The following is a 21,847-nucleotide window of genomic DNA, read 5'->3' on the forward strand; positions in this document are numbered from 1 at the left end:
AGCGCATGCTGCCGCCGGCCGGTAGTACGCGCGCACGACCGTGCACGTGCGCACGACGGCCTTCTCCCGGCGGGAGCGCCCCGCCGGCCGTTCCGGCGCCGCCCGGCTAGATGTAGAGGCCGAACCCTCCCTCCTCCTCGCGGGGCGGGGCCTCGGGCAGGTCCTCGGGGCGCAGCAGCGCGACCTCGGCGGGGTCGATCTCGCCTGCCGCCGCGTCCTCCTTGGCGGTGATGCGCTGGGCCTGCCGGGAGATCGTCGCCTCCAGCAGGTTGCGGACGAGCCGGGCGTTGCCGAACGAGGAGCCGCGCGGCTGGGCCGCGACGAGGCGGCGGAGCCCCTCCAGGATGCCGGGGGCGAGCGCGAACCCGTCCTCCGCCGCCATGAACTCGAAGATCGTGACGAGTTCGTCGTCGGAGTAGTCGGGGAAGCGCAGCCGCTTCGGGAACCGCGACTTCAGCCCGGGGTTGGCGTCCAGGAAGCGCTCCATCTCGGCGTCGTAGCCGGCCACGATGACCACCAGGTCGCCGCGGTGCTCCTCCATCAGCCGCAGCAGCTCGGCGATCGCCTCGTGGCCGAAGTCGCGCCGGTCGCCGCCGCCGGACGCCAGCGTGTAGGCCTCGTCCACGAACAGCACGCCGCCGAGGGCGCGGCCGACCGCGTCCCGCACGCGCGGCGCGGTCTGCCCGATGAACTCGGCGACGAGGTCGGCGCGGCTGACCTCCACCAGGTGCCCGGACGACAGCAGCCCGAGCCGGGCGAACACGGCCGCGATGAGCCGCGCGATCGTCGTCTTGGCCGTGCCCGGGTTGCCGGAGAACACCATGTGCCGCGCCGGGGGCGCCGGCGACACCTTGGCGTCGCGCCGCAGCTGCTCGGCGCGGACCTCGGCGACCAGCGCCGCCACCTCCCGCTTGATGTCGGCCAGGCCGATCAGCCGCTCGACCTCCGCCAGCGGGTCGCCGGGGACGTCGTCGCGGCCGCGGGTGAGGGTGTCGGGGACGTCCTCCGGCAGGATCACGTCGAGCGACTCGTCCTCGTCGACGATCCCGTCGGCCAGGACGCGGCGCCCCTGCCCCGCGACGGCCCGTTCGAGCAGGTTCGTCATGATGCGGACGTTGCCGACCCCGCGCTCGCGCGGCGCCGCCTCGACGAGCGCGCGCACCTTGTCCAGGACGCCGGGGGCCAGCTCGAACCCCGAGTCGGCGGCCTTGGCGGTGAACACCTCCACCAGCTCCGCGTCGGTGAGGTCGGGGAAGCGGAGCGTGCGGGGGAAGGCGGCGGCGAGGTCGGGGTGGGCCTTCAGCAGCCCGTTCATCTCCGCCGCCGGGCCGGTCAGCACGACGACGAGGTCCTCGGTGTGCGCCTGGACGCTCGTCAGCAGCACGTCGAGCACCTCGCGGCCGCGCGCCGCGTCGGCCGCCGCCGACACCAGGGCGTGCGCGTCGCGGACGACCAGGACGCCGCCGTGGGCCTGCTCCACCGCCCTGCGGACGCGCAGGACGCTCTCGCTGGCGTACTCGCCGAGCAGGTCGGCGCGCTCCACCTCGACCGTGTGGCCGGACGACAGCACGCCGAGGTCGGCGTAGATCCGGCCGAGGATCCGCGCGACCTTGCCCTTGCCCGTGCCGGTGTTGCCGGTGAAGACCAGGTGCCGCAGCCGGGTCCGCGCCGTCATGCCCGCCTCGCGGCGCAGCCGGGCGGCCTTGGCCTCGGCGACGAGCGCGTCGACCTCCCGCTTGACGGGCTCGATGCCGACGCAGGCGGCCAGCTCGGCGAGCGGGTCGGACTCGGCGGGACGGCCGGCGATGAGCCGCTGCGGCAGGTCCGCGGCGGTGATCTCCAGGGGTCCGTCGCCCGTCCCGTCCTCCCGGGCCCGCCGGTCCGCCGCGGCGACGGCCTGGCCCGCCATGTGCTCCACCAGCCGGGCGCCGCGCAGGTTCAGCATCGGCGGGGTGCGGCGGAGCAGGGCGCCGGCGGCCGCGGCGACCTCCGCGCCGGCGCGCGCGCCGCGCCGGGCGACGGCCAGGGCGAACAGCTCGGCGAAGTCGTCCTCGGCGAAGTCGCGGGTGCGGGCGACGTCGAACGCCCGGACCAGCGCGGGGTTGGCGTCGAAGAGCCGCCGGTCGCCGCCGGGGCGGCACAGGGCGACGACGTTGAGGGACGGCGAGCGCGCCATGAGGCGCCGCAGCTCCTCGGCCGCGGCGGCGCCGCACCGCTCGTGCGCGGCGAGCTTCTCCAGGTCGTCCACGACCAGGAGCATGCGGGCCTCCAGGCAGTCGCGGACGCGGGCCTGCAGCCACAGGACGGCGTCGCTCACGCCGAGCGAGGCGAAGACCTGGTCGGAGATCCACAGCGCCTCGCGGACGGCTCCGCCCTCGCCGAGGGCGGCCTCGACGATCTCGGCGGCGGTGCCCTTGCCGGTGCCCTCCGGGCCCGCGACGAGCAGCCGGACCGGCCGCCGCCCGGCCAGCCGCTCCGCCACGGCGTCCTGCACCGCGCGCGAAAGCTCCGGCTGCCCGACCAGCGGCGGCCCGCCCTCCTCGGCGGGTTCGGCCCGTTCGGCGGGGTCGGCGGCGTCCCGCCGGCCGTCCTCGCCGGAGCCGAACTTCAGCGTGTTGAAGACCCGCCGGACGGTGAACAGCCGCCGCAGGTCGGCCTGGAACGGGCGCACCGGCACCCGGGAGCGCGGGATGACCGGCGCCTCCGGCAGGCCCTGCGTCGCGCCGGTGAACCGCACCGCCATGTCCAGCCAGGCGCGGGCCGCGTCCGCCTCGCCCGCGACCAGGCCGCGCGCGAGCCATGCCCGCACGTCGGACTGCCACGCCTCGGCGGCGAAGCCCTCGCGGGCGGCGCGGAACCGCTCCTCCACGTTCTCGTAGCGGGTGGTGCCCAGCACGACCGCCAGTTCGGCCGGGACGACCGCGGCGTCCGCCGCCAGCAGCAGGCGCGCCAGCGCGGTGTCGGGCTCGGCCGTGTCGGCGACGGCCCCGGCCAGCCTCTCGTGCGCGGCGTCCAGCCCCTCGCACACCCAGCCGAGGTAGCCCACCGGCCCGGCCAGCTCGGGCAGGACGGCCAGCTCCTCCTCGGTCAGGCCGGAGACCCAGACGTCCTCCAGCCGACGGTTGGGGACGGTCATGTCCGCCTCGCGCAGCGCGGGGTCGGCGGCGCGCCGGTCGAACAGGTCCATCAGCGTCCGCCGGCGCCGCTCCAGCGGCTCCAGGCCCTCGAAGACGTCCAGCCCGGCGCGCGCCAGCTCGAACATCACCGCGCGCCGCTCCCGGTCGTCCCCGGCCGGCTCGGGCAGCCACAGGCCCGGCGGGCGCCACCGCCCGCCCTGGCTGAACCACGCCAACGGGTCCCGCACGGCCGACTCGGGCGTCGCCAGGAACGCCGACAGCAGCTCGTAGTCGACGTCGCCCCGCGACCCGCCGCGCAGCGCCGACGCGCCCAGCAGGAACGTCAGCAGGGACCACTGCTCCGCCCCCGCCGCGCTGGTGCCGCTTCCGTAGAAGTCGCTGAGCTGCCGCGTCAGCACGACGGCGCGCTGGTCGGTGTTGTAGGCGACCGCGCGCTCGCGCATCTCCTCGTACAGGCCGTCGGGCACGCGCCAGGGGCCGTAGGCGTACACGTCGAGGACCGGCTCCTCAGTGAGCAGCACTTCGAGATGGTCCGGCAGCCGGGGGGAACTCACCTGGGGTCGTCTCCTACGCAGCGGATCGTCGAGGCAATCACATCCGACAAGCACCTTACGGCGCGTCACGATCACGCACACCCCTGTTGCGGCGGGTTGGCAGGCGGCCCGGCGTCCGCGATAGTTGTCGAACGGAAAATATTTGCCGGGTGATTCCGGCCAAAGCAGCACACAAGAGGGGAACCCCCCGTGTCACCTTTGGAAGTGACCACACGGCCGGACGGCGGACGCGCCGTCCTCAGGCTGTGCGGAGAACTCGACGCCGCGGGCTCGCAGGAGCTGCGCGTCCACCTCGACGAGGCCCGCCGCGAGCACGGCGACCACCTCGTGCTGGACCTCACCGACCTCGAGTTCATGGACTCGGGCGGCCTCTCGGTCATCGTCGCCTGCTACAAGGCCGCCACCGCGGCGGGCGGCAGCCTCGTCCTCGCCGGCCCCCGGCCCATCGTCCGCCGCGCCCTGGAGATCACGGGGCTGCACCGGCGCATCCCCGTCAAGAGGACCCTCCAGGAGGCGCTGGCGGCCGAGCCCGACCGCGCCTAGGGCCGGCGAGCCCCACCCCCCTCCCGCCCTAGAGCGGGAGGGGGGTGGGGCGCTTGGGGCCGCGGCCGTCGCCGGAGGAGCGGCCCGTGGCCCGGCGGCCGATCCACGGCAGCAGGTAGGTCCGGGCCCAGTGGACGTCCTGGCGCCTCATCGTGAGCCAGTCGGCGGGGTCGAGAGGCGGCCAGGGCTCGCGCCAGTCGCCCTCGACCGGGACCCCGACCACCCCGGCGACGTAGAGCGCCATGCGCCGGTGCCCCTCGGGCGACAGGTGCAGGCGGTCCTCGTACCAGGCGCGCGGGTCGTGGAAGACGCGCAGCGGCCACAGGTCCACCACCGAGCAGCCGCGGTGGTCGGCGATCGCGCGCAGGTGCATGTTGTAGGTGGCGGCCTTGCCCCGGATGCGGCCGCCCGAGCGCAGCCCGCGCGGGTCGAACCCGGTGAAGACCACGACGCGCGAGCCGGTGGCGCGCAGCCGCCGGACCGCGTCGTCGAACACGACGGCGGCCGCGTCGGGGTCCGCGCCCGGACGGATCATGTCGTTGCCGCCCGCGCACAGCGTCACCAGGTCGGGCGAGAGCCCGACGGCGATCGGCACCTGCTCGTCCACGATCTGCCGCACGAGCTTCCCGCGGACGGCCAGGTTGGCGTAGCGCAGGTCCGGGTTCAGCACGGCGATGTGCTCGGCGAGCCGGTCGGCCCAGCCGCGGAAGACGTCGGTCTCGCCCGGGTAGGGGTCGTTCATGCCCTCGGTGAAGCTGTCGCCGACGGCCACGAACGTTCCGATCTTCTCCACTTCGCTCATCGCAACCCCCAGAGCGGATTCATGCTCGATCACGACGAACAATCATGCATCGTGCACACGACCTACGCGACCGTAGCCACCGGCCGGACCGCGCCGCGCCCCCCGCGCGCGGCGTCTAGGTCCAGCTGGGGGACGTGGTGCCGAGCTGCCCGCCGGGGGCGCCCTGCGCGGGGGCGCCCGCGTGGGCTCCGGCGGCGTGCACCGTCATCGCGTGCTTGACCAGCGTGATCAGCACCTGCTTGGTGGACTCGCGGCTCCGCGCGTCGCACTGCACGATCGGCACGTGCGCGCTGATCGACAGGGCGTCGCGGATGTCCTCGACGGCGTACTGGAACTCGCCGTGGAACCCGTTGACCCCCACCACGAACGGCAGGCCGAGCTCCTCGAAGTAGTCCACCGCGGCGAAGCAGTCCTCCAGCCGGCGGGTGTCGACCAGCACGACGGCGCCGATCGCGCCGCGGACCAGGTCGTCCCACATGAACCAGAAGCGGTGCTGCCCGGGCGTGCCGAACAGGTAGAGGATCAGCTCGCTGTCCAGCGACACGCGGCCGAAGTCCATCGCGACCGTGGTGGTCGTCTTGTCCGGGACGGCCGACAGGTCGTCCACGTCGGCGCTGGCCGCCGTCATCACCGCCTCGGTGGTGAGCGGCATGATCTCCGAAACGGAGCCGACGAAGGTGGTCTTGCCGACGCCGAAGCCGCCACCGACGACGATCTTGACCGAGGTCAGCTCGGCCTCCCCGCCGTGCGGCCCCGGGACCTGGTCAGAGCTTCCGAAGGCCACTGAGCACCCTTTCTAGCAAGCGGAGGTCCGGCTGTCCGCCGGCGGTGGTGGGGGACTGCGACTGGTGCAGCCGCAGCAGCCCCTCGACGGCCATGTCGGCCACGAGGACGCGCGCGACCCCGAGCGGCAGGCGCAGCAGCGCGGACACCTCGGCGACCGAGCGGGCCGACCGGCACAGGTCCATGATCGCCCGGTACTCCGGGGTCAGCACGGCCACGTCCCGCGGCGGGTAGGGCGCCGCGGTGACCAGCGCCTCGATGGCCAGGTCGTAGCGCGGCCTGGTGCGCCCGCCGGTGACCGCGTACGGGCGCACGAGCGAGCTGCCGTCGTTGTCGTCGCGCTCGGGGGGCCTGCCCTGCACGGGGGCCCGCCCCTGGTCACCCGGCCAGCGGCCGCCGCCTCCGGGACCGCCCCCGAAGGGACTGCCTCGATCCATGTCGCCGACCTCCGTCAGAGTCAGTCACGGTCAATAGCGGGCGGGCCCGGCGCCCATCTCGGTCACGGAAGGCCCCGAGTACGGGGGCTGCTCCTGGGCGCGCAGGGCGGGAGTCAGCACCCGTCCCACCCGCTCCACCAGGAGCGTCATCTCGTAGGCCACCAGCCCGAGATCGCAGTCGGGCGCCGCCAGCACCGCGAACACCGACCCGTTCGTGATGGACATGACGAACAGCAGCCCGCGGTCCATCTCCACGACGGTCTGGTTGACCCCGCCGGCGTCGAAGATCTTCGCCGCACCCTGGGTCAGGCTCATCAGCCCCGAGGCGATCGCCGAAAGCTGGTCCGCCCGCTCGGGCGGGAAGCCCGCCGAGTAGGCCATCGGCAGCCCGTCCGAGGAGACCACGACGGCGTGCGCGACCTTCGCGACACGGTCCGCGAAGTTCGTCACCAACCAGTTGAGATCCTGCCCGCTCACCGGGTGCCTCCTGTCTCGCCGTCACCCTGGGACGGCGCTTCACCTGACGTGCCTGCGCCGCGTGCCTCATGGCGTCCGCGGTGGACGCCGCGCTGCAGGCTCGCAAAGCGGTTGCGTACGACGTCGGCCGACTGGCCGTGACCCTGCTGCTGTCCCTGCGGCTGCCCCGGCGCCTGGCCGACGACCGGCAGGCCCTGCGTCGGCGCCTGCGGTCCCTCCAGGCCGCCCCCTCCGGGCGCAGGGCGGCCCAGCGGGGCCGCCGGCGGCCGGGGCGCGTCCTGCGCTCCGCGGCCCACCGCACCGGGGATGCGGTTCTTGCCGGGCACCCGCTTGGGCAGTCCGACGGTGGTGCGGCTCGTCGCCACCGGCTCGCGGGCCGCCTCGGCGGCGCGGAAGCCCGCGTCCGCCGGGGACTCCCAGCCCTTGCCGAGGTCCTCGCCGGACCCGCCGCCCGTCCTGCGCTGGAACCACTCCGACTGCATCGCGTCGAAGATGGGCGAGCGCTCGGGCAGCCGCGGCGGGGCCTTCGGCTCCGGCTGTGCGGCCGCCGCGGCCCGCACGGCCGGCTGGGGAACGGGTGGCGGCTCGTGCACCGGGGCCTCCGGCACGTGGGGAGCGGACATGGGCGGGACGTCCGGAGCGGACATCGCCGGGATGTCCTCGGCGTACGGGGCGGGCGCCTGGCCGGGGTTCGGGCCGACCTGCTCCAGCGGCCCGGTCTCCCAGGGGATGTGCCGCCCGCCGCCGGACTCGGGCACCAGCGGCTGCGCCTCCGGGACGACCGGCTGGGGGCCCGTCCGCCCGCCCGGCGGGTAGGCGCCGTTGGCGGGGGCGTCCTCCACCTCCTGCGAGCGCTCGCCGCGCGGCTGGAAGAGCCCGTTCGAGGACCCTCCGTCGGAGGGGCGGCCCTGCAGGTGCGTGCCCGGCTCCCGGACCGGCAGCTCCCCCGGCCTGCGCGGCTGGCGCTCGCCGGTCCCGTAGGGGTCGCCCGCGGGGGCGCGCCGGTCCCGCGAGGGGCGCCGCTCGGCGGGCGGGACCGCGGGATGCGCGCCGGTGCCGTAGGGGTCGTGCACGCCCTGGGCCGGGATCGGACCGGTCTCGGTGATGCTCGGCTGCGGGCCGGTGGCGCCGCGCACGGGACGCAGCGGTCCGGTGCCGCCGACCATGGGGTGCGCGCCCGTGCCGCCCGCCATGGGATGCGGTCCGGTGCCGCCGCCCATGGCGGCGGGGCCGTAGTCGTCCTGCCGGAACCCGCCCCCGGGCGGCTCGGCGGCGGTGGTGGTGGTGAGCGCGGCGAGCTGGCCGTGGGAGCCGGCCTCGCGGGGGGCGAGGCCGGGGCGGCTGCCGATGCCGCCGGACTCGCCCGGCGTGACGACCGCGTCCGGCAGCACCACGAACGCGGTGAGGCCGCCGCCCTGGGCGGCCCGCAGCTCGACGCGGATCCCGTGCCGGACGGCCAGGCGGCCGACCACGAACAGGCCCATGCGGCGCGCCGCGGAGAAGTCGATGACGGGCGGGTTCGCCAGGCGCCAGTTGGCCTGCTCCAGTTCCTCGGGCGACATGCCGACGCCGTTGTCGGTGATCTGCAGCATGCAGCCGCCGCCGCTCAGCATCTGCCCCGAGACCGTCACCTTGGTGTTCTCGGACGAGAACACGGTGGCGTTCTCCACCAGCTCGGCCAGCAGGTGGACGAGGTCGTTGACGACCGGGCCGGCGACCGTCATGTCGCCCTGAACCCGCAGCGCCACGCGCTCGTACTGCTCGACCTCGGACAGCGACGCGCGGACGACGTCGATCAGCGGGACGGGCTGGTTCCACCGGCGCACCTGCTCCTGGCCGCCGAGGACGAGGAGGTTCTCGCAGTTGCGACGCATGCGGGTGGCCAGGTGGTCCAGCCGGAACAGGTTGCCGAGCTGCTCCTCGTCGCGCTCGCTCTGCTCCAGCTCCTCGATCAGCCGCAGCTGCCGCTCGATCAGGGACTGGCTTCGGCGGGAGAGGTTGACGAACATCGCGTTGATGTTGCCGCGCAGCACGGCCTCGTCGGCGGCGAGCCGGACCGCCTCGCGGTGGACCTCGTCGAACGCCCGCGCCACCTGGCCGATCTCGTCGGTGGAGTCGATCTCGATCGGCTTGACCTCGATGCCGCCCGCGGCGGCCTCGGGGTCGCGCAGCCGGTCGACCAGGCCGGGCAGCCGCGTGTTGGCCACGTCCAGCGCGCCGGACTGCAGCCGGCGCAGCGGCCGCACCAGCGAGCGGGCCATCACGATCAGGGTCGCCAGGACGACCGCGAGGACGAGGAACAGCAGCACGCCGTCCCGGATCGCCGCCGTCTGCGCGCCGGCACGGGCGTCGTCCGCCTTGGCGGCGAGGTCGGCGGCGATGCTCTTCTCGACCGTCCGCAGCTTGTCGACCCGCGCGGTCGAGTCCGACGTCCACGACCGGGCCGTGCGGGCGCCGAGCCTGACCCGCAGTTGCCGGGAGGAGTCGGCGACGGCCAGCGTCTGCAGCCGGGTGACCTCCGCGCGGTCCAGCTCGGGACCGGTGACGGTGTCCTCGAACAGCCTCAGCTGGGCCGGCGTCGCCGAGCTCCGAAAGGCGTTGATGCTGGTGTCCATGTCCGCACGGGCGTCGTCGACCGCGGCGCGGTCGAGCGGCTCGAACCGCCCCTCCCAGAGCGCGGAGGCGAGCAGGGCCCGTTCGCGGGACGCGGCGTCCTTGGCGTTCGCCAGGTCGGCCAGCGCCAGCGCGCTCTGCGCGAGCTCGGCCGTGGGGGCGTCCTGGGAGACCAGGACATGGAAGGAGGTGAAGTCGTCGACGAACTCGGTGTACTTGTCGATGATCACCCCGGGTGCGAGGCGGACGGCCGCCGTGCGCAGCGCGGGCAGGTCGTCCACCCGGTTGAGGACGTTGCCGACCGCCAGCCGCAGGCCGGAGGAGTACGTCTCGACGTCCGCCGCGGCGGCGCGCACCTTGCGGGCGTCGGCGTCCACCGCCTCCTGCCGCGCGGCGAGGATGTCGGCGCCGCCGGTGCGCCCGCCTCCCGCCGCCCGTTCCGCCATCGCGTCGCGCTCGGCCTCCACGTCGTGCGCGAGCGCGGTCAGCTGGTTACCGAGCGTAGCCAGCTGGCCGGTCCGGCTGTAGGCCTCGGCGTTGTCCAACGACACCGAGACCCGGTAACCCGCGAAGAACGCGGCCACGATCGTGGGCACCGCGATGAGGGCGAACAGACGCGTGCGCACTCGCCAGTTGCGCAGCTTGTAACGCCCACCCTGGGAACTTCGCTTCGGGGCGTCGCCCCTGGCAGACGGGCCTGGCTGGGGGGATTGCGGGGCCATCTCGGCCCCTTCTGCTTTCCGCACTGCCCTCCGCTACCTCTCAATGGGGTCGATCGCTCGCGGCGTACAGTGGCCTGAACGGGATTCGGGTCGCATCGCTCACCCACGCCACTGCGGGCGAGCGCGAGATATTGCAACACAGAGCCACCATCATGGCCAACCCGAATGATCACACAAGTCTGGACTTGTGATGCAGAAGATGCCCATGTCACAGACTGTTATCTCATGTTCACATAATTGCACATAATCCTCGCATCTCACCCAAGCCAGGCCCACAGTGCGCTACGCTCCCGCCTCGTTTGAAAGATCAGGTTCAACGTGCTTCCCCCGCAAAATGGAGCCTTGCCATGCCTGCTTCCCACCGCCGTACAGCCGTCACCGGCGCGCTAGCGATCGCTCTGGCTCTCTCCGCCGCGGCCTGCGGCTCCTCGGAGAAGAAGTCGGCCAACGGTCTGGAGAAGTCCGAGATCACCCTCGGCAACATGACCGTCGCCGACACCGCGCCCGTCCAGCTCGCCATCTCCAAGGGACTGTTCAAGGCCGAGGGCCTGACTGTCAAGACCCAGGTCATCCCGGGTGGCGCCGCGGGCATCCCGCTCCTGAAGAGCGGCCGGCTGGACTTCAGCATCAGCAACTACGTCTCGCTGCTCACCGCCGGGGCCAAGGACCCGGGCTTCAAGCCCAAGATCGTCGTTGAGGGCATGCAGAGCGCGCCGAAGACGCACACGCTGATGGTGCGCAAGGACTCCCCGTACCACACGATCAAGGACCTGGCCGGCAAGAAGATCGCCGTCAACACCAAGCGCAACGTGGCCACGCTGCTGGTGCGGGCCGCCGGCAAGCCGCAGAGCGTCGAATTCGACGAGGACAGGAACTTCGTCGAGGTCCCCCCGCCCGCCATGGAGCAGGCCCTGAAGTCCAAGAGCGTCGAGGCCGTCCAGGCGATCGAGCCGTTCGGCACCCAGATGCAGCAGTCCATGGGCGCCCGCATGGTCGCCGACCTGTCCAGCGGCCCGACCGCGGACTTCCCGGTCGCGGGTTTCGCCACCACCGAGAAGTTCGCCAAGGAGAACCCCAAGACGGTCGCCGCCTTCCAGCGCGCGCTGCTGAAGGCGCAGGGCATGGCCGCCGACCGCAAGCTGGTCCAGGACGTCCTGCCGACCTACGCCAAGGGGATCGACGCCAAGGTCGCCTCCACCATGAGCTTCGGCACGTGGCCGACCACGCTGAACGCCACCCGCCTCCAGCGCGTGGCCGACCTGATGCAGCAGTTCGGCTACCTGGACAAGCCCCTTGACGTCAAGTCGTTCATGGTGACCTCCTCTTAATGAAGTACCGCCGTATCCTTCTCGGCGCCGCCGGGGTCGCCGGGCTGGTCGCCGTCGTCGAGGTCGTGAGCCGTACCGGCCTCGTCGACGAGACCGCCCTGCCCCCGGCGTCGACCGTCCTGCGGGAGGCCGGGAAACTCGCCGTCGACGGGGAGTTCCTCACCGACGTCGGGGCCACGCTCACGGCATGGGCCGGCGGGCTCGCGCTGGCGGTGCTCGTCGCGGTGCCGCTGGGCGTGCTGCTCGGCTCGGTGCCGGTGCTCGGCACCGCCTCCCGCGCGCTGGTCGAACTGCTGCGCCCCATTCCCTCGGTCGCGCTGATCCCGCTCGCCATCATTCTGTTCGCCGACCCCACGCAGATGAAGATGTCCTTGATCTTCTATGCCTGCCTGTGGCCGATCCTCATCAACACCCTGTACGCGCTCCGCGACGTCGATCCGGTCGCCAAGGAGAGCCTGCGCAGCTTCGGCTTCGGGACGCTGTCGGTGCTGTGGCGCGTCTCCCTGCCGAGCGCTTCGCCGTTCATCGCCACCGGCGTCCGGATCGCCGCCTCCGTCGCCCTCGTCGTGGTGATCAGCACCGAGCTCCTCGCGGGCGGGATCAACGGGGTGGGGATCTACCTCTCCGACACCCAGTCCGGAGGCGGCCGGACCGACCTGCTGCTGGCCGGCGCCTGCTGGGCCGGAGTGCTGGGACTGCTGGCCAACACGGCCCTCTTCGGGGTGGAGCGGATCGCGTTCCGCTGGCACAACGCTCGCGTGGAGGGGATCGCATGAGGGCCCTGCGAGCGCTGCGCGGGTTCGCCGGGCGGGTCTGGCTCGTCGCCGCCGCCGCCGTGCTGTGGGAACTGGTCACGCGCGCGGTGGACGAGACCTACTTCCCCCCGCCCACGACGATCTTCGACGCGCTGCACGAGCTGTGGTTCTCCGGACCCGCCTCCCACGCGTTCCTCACGGACAAGGCGGTGGACGACTTCTCCACCAGCCTCACCCACCTGTTCGTGGGATGGGCGGTCGCGGGCGCCGCGGGCGTCCTGGCGGGCGCGGCGATCGGCAGGTCACGGGTCCTGTACGACCTGCTGAACCCGGTGCTGGAGTTCCTGCGCGCGATACCCCCGCCCACCCTGGTGCCGTTCTTCATCATCGTGTTCCAGCTCGGCGCGACCATGCAGGTCGTCACGATCGCGTTCGGCGTGGTGTGGCCGGTGCTGCTCAACACCTGCGACGGGGTCCGCACCGTGGATCCCCTGCAGCTGGAGACGGCCCGGGTGTTCGGCGTCGGCAGGGTCCGCAGGCTGCTGACCGTCACGCTCCCGGCGGCCTCCCCCAAGATCTTCGCGGGGCTGCGGGTCGCGCTGTCGTTCGCGCTGATCCTGATGGTCATCTCCGAGCTGTTCGGCAGCACCTCGGGCATCGGATCCGAGCTCATCGGCGCCCAGCGCTCGTTCGAACTGCCCCGGATGTGGGCGGGGATCGTCATGCTGGGCCTGCTCGGGCTCCTGTTCAACGCGGTGTTCATGCTCCTGGAGCGGCGCCTGCTCTCCTGGCACACTGGCGCGAAAAGGCTCGCGAGCTGACGATGCCCCCAATGCCGACCCTGACGACATACACACAGCAAAGGCGGCCGTGGTGCTCCAGATAACCGGCCTCAGCCATTCCTACGGCGACGGTCACCGGGCCATCGACGGGCTCGACCTCACCGTCCCGGACGGTCAGCTGCTCAGCATCGTCGGCCCGTCCGGCTGCGGCAAGTCCACCTTGCTGCGCTGCATCGGCGGGCTGATCCGCCCGACCGCCGGGACCCTCACCCTGAACGGCGAGCCGATCGACGGCGTGCCCGACGACCTCGCCGTGGTGTTCCAGGACTACAGCCGGTCGCTGTTCCCCTGGCTGACCGTCCGCGACAACGTGGCGCTGCCGCTGCGGCGGCGCGGCAAGGGCCGCTCGGAGCGGCGCGCCGCGGCGCAGGAGGCCCTGGAGTCCGTGGGCCTCGCGGACGCCGGACGCAAGTACCCGTGGCAGCTGTCGGGGGGCATGCAGCAGCGCGCGTCGATCGCGCGGGCTCTGGCCTACCGCCCGTCGCTGCTGCTCATGGACGAGCCGTTCGGGTCGGTGGACGCGCAGACCCGGGAGGACCTGGAGGACCTCGTCCTGCAGATGCACCGGACCCGGGAGATGACGATCCTCCTGGTCACGCACGACATCGACGAGAGCGTCTACGTCGGTGACCGAGTGGTCGTACTGAACCGCTCGCCCGCCCGCGTCCACGCCGACCTGCCGGTCGAGCTTCCCTCGGCGCGCGACCAGATCGAGACCCGCGGGACCCCGGAGTTCGTCCGGCTCCGGGCCGAGGTCGGACGGCTGGTCCGCGGTGGCGCGAAGGTGCCGGGCGCGGCGCCCGCGGGCACCGCGCCCGGCACCGGGTGAGCCGGAGGGACGGCGACCGGGGTCCCGGCGGCGCCCGGTCCCGGCCGGTGTGACCAGGCCGGCCCGATGAGAACGGCCGCCACGTGCGGCGACACGAACGAGACCGGCGCGGGCGGGCCGCCTGGGCCCGGTCGCCCGAGACCAACGGAGGGTGATTCATGCGCGTACTCATCGTGGGGGCGGGCATCGGCGGGCTCACCACCGCGCTGAGCCTGCACGAGGCCGGAGTCGAGGCCCTCGTCGTCGATTCCGCCAACCGGCTGCTGCCGCTCGGCGTCGGCATCAACCTGCTGCCGCACGCCGTCCGGGAGCTCACCGAGCTGGGATTCGCCGACGAGCTGGCCGAGACCGGCATCCCGACAGGCGAGATGGTGCACTTCGACCGGCACGGCGGCCGGATCTGGGCGGAGCCGCGCGGGCGCGCGCTCGGCTACAACTGGCCCCAGTACTCGATCCACCGCGGCGAGCTGCAGATGATGCTGCTCGACGCCGTCCGCGCGCGACTCGGCCAGGACGCCGTCCGCACCGGGACCGTCTTCGAGGGCTTCGAGCAGGACGGGACGCAGGTGCGGGCCCGCCTGCTCGACCGGGCGTCGGGCACCGCCGAGACGGTGACGGCCGACGCGCTGGTCGGCGCGGACGGCCTGCACTCCGCCGTCCGCGCGCAGCTGTACCCGGACGAGCCGGCGCCGCTGTGGAACGGCATCAGGCTGTGGCGCGGCATCACCGAGGCCGACCCCATCCTGACCGGGCGGACCATGGTCGTCATGGGGAGCAACGCCACCTCGAAGATCGTCGTCTACCCGATCTCCATGCGCGTGGAGCGCCGGGGCAAGGCGCTGCTCAACTGGGCCGCGGAGGTCAGGCTCGCCGACGATCAGCTGGACTGGGACCCCGACTGGAACAAGGCCGGCCGCCTGGAGGACGTGCTCCCCTACTTCGCGGACTGGAAGTACGACTGGCTCGACTTCCCCGCGCTGATGTCCCAGGCGGCGGAGATCCTGGAGTATCCGATGGTCGACCGGGACCCCGTCGACCGCTGGACGTTCGGCCGCGTCACGCTGCTCGGCGACGCCGCCCACCCGATGTACCCGATCGGCTCCAACGGGGGCTCCCAGGCCATCCTCGACGCCCGCGTCCTGGCGCACGAGCTGGCCGGCGCCGACGACCCCGCCGAGGGGCTGCTCGCCTACGACAAGGCGCGCCGCGAGCCGGTCAACGCCATCGTCCAGGCCTGCCGGGACATGCCCGCCGACCGCATCCTGCACACGGTCAGCCAGCGGGCGCCCGACGGTTTCTCCTCGATCGAGGACGTGCTGACGCCCGACGAGCTGAACACGATCACCGGCGCGTACCGGCAGACGTCGTTCTCCGACGTCGAGGCCCTGAACTCCCGCCCCTCCTTCTCGGCGGCGGGCTGACGGCGACGCGGACCGGCGCGCGTTGACGGGCGCGGTGAGGCGGTCGCCTCGCCGCGCCTTCGGCTTTCCGCGCGTAAGGCGGTCGTGCGCTCAGGAGGCGGCGACGGCGGCCAGCCGGGCGCTCATGGCGCGGGAGGCCCGCTCGTAGAGGGACGCGTCGTCGTGGAGCAGGGCCTGCGCGCCGCCCGCGCGGCAGAGGGCGTCCAGCTCGAAGGCGAGCTGGGAGACGTCGGTCGCGGCGTCGATCTCGCCGAGGTCGCGCGCCTCGCGGAGGCAGCGCTCCAGGAAGGCGCGCCAGTCGCGCTGCGACACGGCGATCGCGTCGCGGACGCGTCCGGGGCGGGCGTCGAACTCGGCCATCGCGGAGTGGAAGAAGCATCCGCCGGGGAAGACGGGGTCGCGCTGGTAGCGCTGCCACGCGTCCAGGAGCGCGCGGACGCGGCCGATCCCCTCGGGGACGGCGAGCGCGGGCTCGATCACGTGCAGGCGGAACACCTCGGCCGCCTTGCGGATCGTCGCCAGCTGGAGCTCCTCCTTGGAGCCGAAGTGGGTGAACACGCCGCTCTTGCTGATCCGCAGCTCGGTGGCGAGCCGGCCGATCGACAGGCCCTCCAGGCCCTCCGCCGAGGCGATGTCGGCGGCGCGGCCGAGGATCGCGCCGCGCGTCTGCTCGCCCTTGAGAAGCCGTCCGTCGGTGGTCACGCCCTTAAATCTGCACGACCGTTCGTTCAAAGTCAATGCGCCCGCCCCCTTGACTCGGAACCTCCTTCTAAAAGAGTGTACGACCGTTCGTTTACTTTCCTGAGAGGTCCCCCCATGCCCACCGAGACGCAGACCGGCGCGGCGCCGCCGCGGCCGGTCGCCGCGCGCCGGGACGTCCCCTGGCTGGCCGCCGGCGCGACGTTCCTGGCCATGCTCGACGCCACCGCCGCGAACCTGGCCGTCGCCGACCTGCACACCGACTTCCCGGGCAGCACCCTGTCCGGCCTGACCTGGGTGATCACCCTGTACGCGGTGCTGTTCGCGGCGCTGCTCGCGCCCGCCGGCCGCGTCGCCGACCTGGTCGGCCGGCGGTCGCTGTACCTGTGGGGCACCGGCCTGTTCACGCTGGCGTCGCTGGCCTGCGCGGTCGCGCCGAACCTGCCCGTCCTGCTGGCGACGCGCGCCGCGCAGGGCGCCGCCGCGGCGGCGCTGATCCCCGCGTCCCTCGCGCTGCTGCTGCATGACACGCCTCCCGAGCGGCGCGCCCGCAGCATCGGGCTGTGGAGCGCGGCGGGCGCCTTCGCCGCCGCGATCGGCCCCGGCCTCGGCGGGGTGCTGGTCGACCTGTCCGGCTGGCGGTCCCTGTTCGTCATCAACGTGCCGATAGGGCTGGCGATGCTGCTCGGCGGGCGGCGCCTGCCCCGGGCCGCGGGCGGCGCGGGCCGGCTGCCCGACCTCGCCGGGACGCTGCTGCTCGCCGCCGGGGTCGGCGGGGCCGCGCTCGGCGTCACGCAGAGCCGGGACTGGGGCTGGACGGACGCCCGGACCCTCGCGCTGCCGCTCGGCGGCGCCGCCCTGGTCGCCCTGGCGCTGTGGCGGTCGGCGCGGCACCCGGTGCCCGCGCTGGAGATCTCGCTGTGGCGCGACCGCCGGTTCGCCGCCGCGAACGCCGCCTCGTTCCTGTACGGGACGGCACTGTACGCGTGGCTGCTCGCCGGCGTGCTCTACCTGACGGGCGAGTGGCACTACTCGATCCTGAAGGCGGGGTTCGCCTCGACGCCGGGCGCGTTCACCGCCACCGCGGCGGCGGTCGCGGCGGGCCGCCTCGCCGCCCGCGTCGGCGTCCGCCCGGCCGTGACCGGCGGCGCGCTGATCATGGTCGTGTCCGGGGCGTGGGTCATCGCGACCCTGCCCGCGGAACCGCACTTCGCGACGTTCTGGCTCCCGCTCGGCCTCCTGGTCGGGACGGGCATGGGAATGATCAGCACCGGCACCGCCTCGGCCGCCGCGCTGTCGGCCGGGCCGCTGCGGTTCGCCGGCGCCACCGGGCTCAACACCACGGCGCGGCAGCTCGGCGGCGCGCTCGGCATCGCCGTCCTCGCCGCGCTGCTGCCGGAGCGGGCCGCGCTCGGCGACTACGCCTCCGTCTACCTGTTCTGCACGATCGCCGCCGCGGGCACGGCCGCCGCCGGCCTGCTCCTCACCGTCCGCCCGCCGAGGCCCTGAGCCGGTCCGCGCGCCGGCCGCTCACTTGGCGTCGGCGTAGCGGTCGACGACCGCGATCTCCATCGGGAAGACGACCGGGGTGTCGCCGAACAGGAGGCCGCGCGCCTCCCGCGCGGCCGCGCGGACCGCGTCGGCGACCTCGGCGGCCAGGTCGGCGGGGGTGTGCACGATGACCTCGTCGTGCTGGAAGAACACCAGGCGGGGCGGGCCGATCCCGGCGAGGCGGCGGCGCAGGGAGCCGAGGAGCGCGAGCGCCCAGTCGGCGGCGGTGGCCTGGACGACGAAGTTGCGGGTGAAGCGGCCCCGCCCGCGCAGCGCCTGGGCCGCCGTGCCGCCCCGGGGCCCCGGGGCGGCGTCGTCGTCGCCCGCCGACGTCAGCTCGCGCCACCCGGCCGAGGGCGGCGGGCACGTGCGGCCGAGGCGGGACCGCACGAGCAGCCCGCGCTCCCCCGCCCGCGCGGCGGTCTCGACGTACTCGAACGCCTGCGGGAACCGGCTCTTCAGGACGGCGAGGAGCTGCACCGCGTCCGCCGTCCCGCCCCCGTACATGGCGGACAGCAGGGCGATCTTGGCCTTGTCGCGCGCGGTCCGCGCGCCGTCGGCGTCGTCGCGGAAGGCGTCGGACAGGGCCGCGTAGAGGTCGCCGTGCGCGGCGGCCTCGGAGAACGCGCGGTCGCCGGCGAGCGCCGCCAGCACCCGGGGTTCGAGCTGCGCGGCGTCGGCGACGACCAGGGCCCAGCCCGGGTCGGCGACGACGGCCTTGCGCAGCACGCGCGGGATCTGCAGGGCGCCTCCGCCGCTCGTCGCCCACCGCCCGGACACGACGCCGCCGACGACGTACTCGGGACGGAACCGGCCGCCGCTCACCCACGTGTCGAGCCACGTCCAGCCGTGCGCGGCGTGCAGCCGCGACAGCTCCTTGTACTCCAGCAGCAGGGGCACGGCGGGGTGGTCGACCTGCCGGAGGACGTACGCCCGCGTGGACGCGATCGGCAGCCCCGCCGAGGCGAACGCCCGGATGATCTGCGCCGGGGAGTCGGGGTTGACGTGCACGCGCGGCCCGAACGCGGCGCTGATCCGGTCGGCGAGCTCCTGCAGCCTGCGGGGCCGCAGACCGCCCGTGGGCCGCGGCCCGAGCATCTCGGTGAGCAGCGCGTCGTGCTCGTCCGCCGACCAGGGCAGCCCGTCGTGCGCCATCTCGGCGGCCACCAGCGAACCGGCCGACTCGGCCGCCGCGAGCAGCGCGAACCCGTCAAGCCCGGCGATGCCGCGCTGCTGCTCGGCGTGCACCGCGACGATCTGGCCGAGGTCGTCGGCGGACTCCTCCCGCCCGGCGTCGTCGTCGAACAGCGACGGCTGCGCGGCGTCTTCCCGGGGCGGCGGCGGATCGGCCGGGACGGGCTCGCCGCGCAGCCGCGCCCACGCTGCCCGGACCGAGCGCGGCTCCCCGTACCGCCCGGCATGGCCGAGCAGCAGGCTTTCGACGAGTTCGAGGTCGTGGCAGCGCGCGACCCGCACGCCCGCCTCCAGCAGCCGGGGGTAGAGCCGCGCGGTGGACGGCCACACCCAGCGCGGCGCCGACTCGCGTTCCCGCTCGGCGATGGCCGGGACCAGGTCGGGAACCTCCTCGACGGGCCCCGCGGGCGTGCCGTCCTCGGCCACCGCCCGCAACGCACCCCCACGCCCGCCCCCGGCCGCGACCGCGATCCTCACCCGCCCATTCTGACCCCGCCCACCGACAATCCAGCTCCTGCACAAAGCGAAGACCCCCCGTGACAAGGTCACGGGGGGTCGAGCGCGATCCGAATCAGCAGGCCAGGGCCGTGGCCCGCTGCTCAAGGCAGCGTCTGAAGCTCGGCTGGCGACGACCTCCCCCATGCGATCGCGTCCGAAGGCAGATTCGAGCGAAGCAAGAATCTGATCGCGAAGCGAGCCGCCAAGGCGAGACGAAGCGATGCCAGCGATCGCCCGCCTTCATCGACGATGGAGGGCCGCCAGGCCCGAAGGAGGAGAGAAGGCCGAGAAAAGGCCTAGAGGATCGACACCTGCTGGCCGGCGGGGGTGTCTCCGTAGCGGTCGATGACCTTGTTCAGCTGGAGCTGGTAGTACAGCACGCCGAAGCCGAAGATGCCGAGCAGGAAGCCCATGCCGCCGCTGCAGCTCGGCTGGAGGCCGGCCGAGCGCTGGGCCTGGGCGATGCGCCCGCCGAGCTTGACCCACATGACGAGCGGCCAGATGCCGAGGGTGATGCCGCCGAACAGCATGGACAGCAGCGCGTTGGTGGCGGCGTTGTCGATGCGCCGGTCGTACTGGTGCAGCTCGTCGTGGACCTTGAAGAACCAGACGAGCCCGTAGATGCCGAACGTGATGATCGGCAGCCCGAGCCAGGCGCCGACGGGGTTGCGGCGCTTCATGTTGAGGCCGGTGCCCGCGGCTGCGGGCGCCTGGTGCTGCGCGTGGGCGGGCGCGTAGCCGCCCTGGTATGCCTGCTGTTGGCCCTGACCCTGCTGGGGGTGACTCATGGAAAAGCTCTCCTGAAGGACGCGGTCGTTTTCCGGCCGACCGTCCGTTACCGTTCACCGGTGTGGTGAGCCACGACTGTAACGGCAGCCGGGCACGCCGCGAGGCAAGATCGCCTACTTTCGCCCCATGACTGGCAGATCATCCAAACCGGCCGGTCAGCGCAGCGGGATCGTCACCTCGTCCTCGCACGGCGGCGACGTCTCGTGGTCGCCGCACCCCGTCGCCGCGAAGCAACGGATGCGCAGCTGCGACTCCGTCACGTCCAGGCGGAGGAAGCTCTTGAAGAACGGCGGCCGGTCCCAGTCGGCCAGCTCCGACCGGAACCGCTGCGGCAGCCTGCGGACGGGGAGCCGCAGGAAGCGGGGGCGGCCGCGGCCGCCCCGCGGCACGCCGAGGACGGCGGCGACGAAGCGCGCGCGGCGCGACGCCGCGGGGCCGTCGTACCCTCGCCCCGGCTTGATCCCGAGCCGGTGCTCGACGGCGGCGGTGGCCTCCTCGGGGGTGAGCTCGAAGAGCCCCGGGAGCCGCAGCCACCGGCCGTACAGCTTGCTGTAGCGCGACAGGGAGTCGCCGCGCAGCGGGTAGCAGCGGAACTCGTCCTCCTCCACCACCCGGGTCCGCGGGATGACGTGGGTCGCGTGCATGAAGGCGCCGCCGCCGCCCGAGACGATGTACTGGATCGTCCGGCCGTCGCCGGTCCGCACCGGGTAGCGCTGGTAGTTGTGGATGTCGCCGCCGATCGCGGCCACGTAGTGGTGCGCCGGGTCCTGGACGATCTCGTCGACCGTCCCGCCGCCCTCGATCGCCCCGGGACGGTGGTCGTCGTCCACGTAGAGCGGCTTTCCGGTCACCAGCAACTTTGGTTTCGGCCCCCCGGAGACCTCCCGGAGCCAGCGCCCCTGGTCGCGGTCGAGCCGGCCCGTGATCCCGGTGTCGATGCCGATGATGCGCAGCGCGGGGGTGTCGATCGCCCAGTACGGCCCCGGTTGCGCGCCCTGCTGGCCGGGCGCGCCCCGGTACAGCCGGCGGGCCTCGGCGAGCGCCTCCGCGTCGACGGCTCCGGAGTGGCGCCACAGGCGGCGCGGGATGAAGGCGAGCGGGCCGCGCCACGGGGGCGGCGAGCAGTTCTCGTCCAGGCCGCAGAAGACGTGCAGGAAGCCGCGCAGGCCGTCGTACCAGTCGTGGTTGCCGGGCACCGCGTAGATGGGCGCGGGGTAGTCCTTGTAGGGGCGGAAGAACTTGTCGGGGTAGTCCCCCGCGTCGCCCGTCGGGTAGATCACGTCGCTGGCGATGACCATGAAGTCGGTGCCCGCGGCCGCGTGCAGCAGCGGCGGGACCACCGCGTACTGCGACCGGTCCCCCTCGCCGGTGTCGCCGACCAGCGCGAAGGAGAACTCCGGCGCCGGGCGGTGCACGGTGAACGCGGCCGGGGTGCCGCGCTCGCGCAGGGACGCCACGCAGCGACGGCGGATCGCGTTCGCCGGGTCGCCGAACAGGCGCGCCAGCACGTCGTTGCGCGATCGCCAGAGCACCGAGGGGCGGCGCCAGGAGAAGTCGGGGACGCGGTCCGGGAGCAGCTCGTGGAAGCTTCCCCGCCTGCCGCAGGCCCAGCCGGCGCCTTCCTCGGAGGTGCGCGAGTTGTCGGGTCCGGGGGGGACCTCGGCAGACACAGAATGCCTCCGGGCGTGAGGGGGTGCTCACAGCCTTTCCGGAGGCGGTCACGCCGTCAAGGCGACACGACGCCAGGAAGCAGACACTTCGTCAGGCAAGCGCGGTTGGCGCCGGCGCCACCCCCAAGGACACCGGCGCCACCACGACGAGGGGGCCTGCGGTCATCATGAGTCCCCCCAGAACGGCGAGCAGTGAAGTCGCC

General features: G+C 73.7%; 17 protein-coding genes. 7 read left to right on the top strand and 10 right to left on the bottom strand.

Annotated features, from left to right (window positions below):
• Positions 1-106: 106 nt before the first annotated feature.
• Positions 107-3,691, bottom strand: a complete 3,585-nt coding sequence (locus tag ABD944_RS35835) for an AAA family ATPase (protein ID WP_345184609.1) — start codon at positions 3,689-3,691, stop codon at positions 107-109.
• A gap of 204 nt (positions 3,692-3,895) precedes the next feature.
• Here ABD944_RS35835 and ABD944_RS35840 point away from each other — a divergent pair, with 204 nt between their 5' ends.
• Complete coding sequence (locus ABD944_RS35840; RefSeq protein WP_345184612.1) at positions 3,896-4,234, top strand: STAS domain-containing protein; 339 nt, start codon at positions 3,896-3,898, stop codon at positions 4,232-4,234.
• A 28-nt stretch (positions 4,235-4,262) separates the two neighbouring features.
• Here ABD944_RS35840 and ABD944_RS35845 read toward each other — a convergent pair whose 3' ends face one another.
• The 5 genes from ABD944_RS35845 to ABD944_RS35865 form a co-directional block, all read right to left on the bottom strand.
• The gene (locus tag ABD944_RS35845; RefSeq protein WP_345184614.1) at positions 4,263-5,036 is read right to left on the bottom strand and encodes an SGNH/GDSL hydrolase family protein; all 774 of its coding nucleotides are present in this window, start codon (positions 5,034-5,036) and stop codon (positions 4,263-4,265) included.
• 115 nt (positions 5,037-5,151) lie between these two features.
• Positions 5,152-5,766, bottom strand: coding sequence for a GTP-binding protein (locus ABD944_RS35850; RefSeq protein WP_345184669.1), 615 nt, complete (start codon positions 5,764-5,766; stop codon positions 5,152-5,154).
• A gap of 34 nt (positions 5,767-5,800) precedes the next feature.
• A complete protein-coding gene (locus ABD944_RS35855) occupies positions 5,801-6,256 on the bottom strand; it encodes a DUF742 domain-containing protein (protein ID WP_345184616.1) in 456 nt (151 codons plus the stop codon).
• Between the two features lie 30 nt (positions 6,257-6,286).
• On the bottom strand, positions 6,287-6,733 hold the full coding sequence (locus ABD944_RS35860) for a roadblock/LC7 domain-containing protein (protein ID WP_179836164.1): 447 nt from the start codon (positions 6,731-6,733) through the stop codon (positions 6,287-6,289).
• Entirely contained in the window at positions 6,730-9,972 is a 3,243-nt protein-coding gene (locus tag ABD944_RS35865) for a sensor histidine kinase (RefSeq protein WP_345184620.1), read from the bottom strand. The genes ABD944_RS35860 and ABD944_RS35865 overlap by 4 nt, the downstream gene beginning before the upstream one ends.
• Positions 9,973-10,415: 443 nt before the next feature.
• On the opposite strand from ABD944_RS35865, the gene ABD944_RS35870 reads away from it, so the two are divergent.
• From ABD944_RS35870 to ABD944_RS35890, 5 genes are all read left to right on the top strand, one after another.
• A complete protein-coding gene (locus ABD944_RS35870) occupies positions 10,416-11,396 on the top strand; it encodes an ABC transporter substrate-binding protein (protein ID WP_345184622.1) in 981 nt (326 codons plus the stop codon).
• Positions 11,396-12,172, top strand: a complete 777-nt coding sequence (locus ABD944_RS35875) for an ABC transporter permease (RefSeq protein ID WP_345184624.1) — start codon at positions 11,396-11,398, stop codon at positions 12,170-12,172. The genes ABD944_RS35870 and ABD944_RS35875 overlap by 1 nt, the downstream gene beginning before the upstream one ends.
• On the top strand, positions 12,169-12,972 hold the full coding sequence (locus ABD944_RS35880; RefSeq protein WP_345184627.1) for an ABC transporter permease: 804 nt from the start codon (positions 12,169-12,171) through the stop codon (positions 12,970-12,972). The genes ABD944_RS35875 and ABD944_RS35880 overlap by 4 nt, the downstream gene beginning before the upstream one ends.
• Before the next feature lie 52 nt (positions 12,973-13,024).
• Positions 13,025-13,822, top strand: coding sequence for an ABC transporter ATP-binding protein (locus tag ABD944_RS35885; protein WP_345184629.1), 798 nt, complete (start codon positions 13,025-13,027; stop codon positions 13,820-13,822).
• Between the two features lie 158 nt (positions 13,823-13,980).
• Positions 13,981-15,243 carry a flavin-dependent oxidoreductase gene (locus ABD944_RS35890; protein ID WP_345184631.1) on the top strand — a complete coding sequence of 421 codons (1,263 nt, stop codon included), beginning with the start codon at positions 13,981-13,983 and terminating at the stop codon, positions 15,241-15,243.
• Between the two features lie 90 nt (positions 15,244-15,333).
• On the opposite strand, the gene ABD944_RS35895 is transcribed toward ABD944_RS35890, so the two are convergent.
• Positions 15,334-15,945, bottom strand: a complete 612-nt coding sequence (locus ABD944_RS35895) for a TetR/AcrR family transcriptional regulator (RefSeq protein ID WP_345184633.1) — start codon at positions 15,943-15,945, stop codon at positions 15,334-15,336.
• A 114-nt stretch (positions 15,946-16,059) separates the two neighbouring features.
• On the opposite strand from ABD944_RS35895, the gene ABD944_RS35900 reads away from it, so the two are divergent.
• Positions 16,060-17,451, top strand: a complete 1,392-nt coding sequence (locus tag ABD944_RS35900; RefSeq protein WP_345184636.1) for an MFS transporter — start codon at positions 16,060-16,062, stop codon at positions 17,449-17,451.
• Positions 17,452-17,472: 21 nt separating this feature from the next.
• Here the strand turns inward: ABD944_RS35900 and ABD944_RS35905 are convergent, their stop codons facing one another.
• The 3 genes from ABD944_RS35905 to ABD944_RS35915 form a co-directional block, all read right to left on the bottom strand.
• A complete protein-coding gene (locus ABD944_RS35905; RefSeq protein ID WP_345184638.1) occupies positions 17,473-19,164 on the bottom strand; it encodes a bifunctional 3'-5' exonuclease/DNA polymerase in 1,692 nt (563 codons plus the stop codon).
• Between the two features lie 317 nt (positions 19,165-19,481).
• Positions 19,482-19,973 (bottom strand): DUF4234 domain-containing protein, encoded by a 492-nt coding sequence (locus ABD944_RS35910; protein WP_345184640.1) that lies wholly within the window; start codon positions 19,971-19,973, stop codon positions 19,482-19,484.
• Positions 19,974-20,129: 156 nt separating this feature from the next.
• Complete coding sequence (locus ABD944_RS35915; RefSeq protein ID WP_345184642.1) at positions 20,130-21,644, bottom strand: metallophosphoesterase family protein; 1,515 nt, start codon at positions 21,642-21,644, stop codon at positions 20,130-20,132.
• Positions 21,645-21,847 lie beyond the last annotated feature (203 nt).

Origin of the sequence: Actinomadura verrucosospora (genome assembly GCF_039540335.1) — a bacterium.
Lineage (GTDB): Bacteria > Actinomycetota > Actinomycetes > Streptosporangiales > Streptosporangiaceae > Spirillospora > Spirillospora verrucosospora.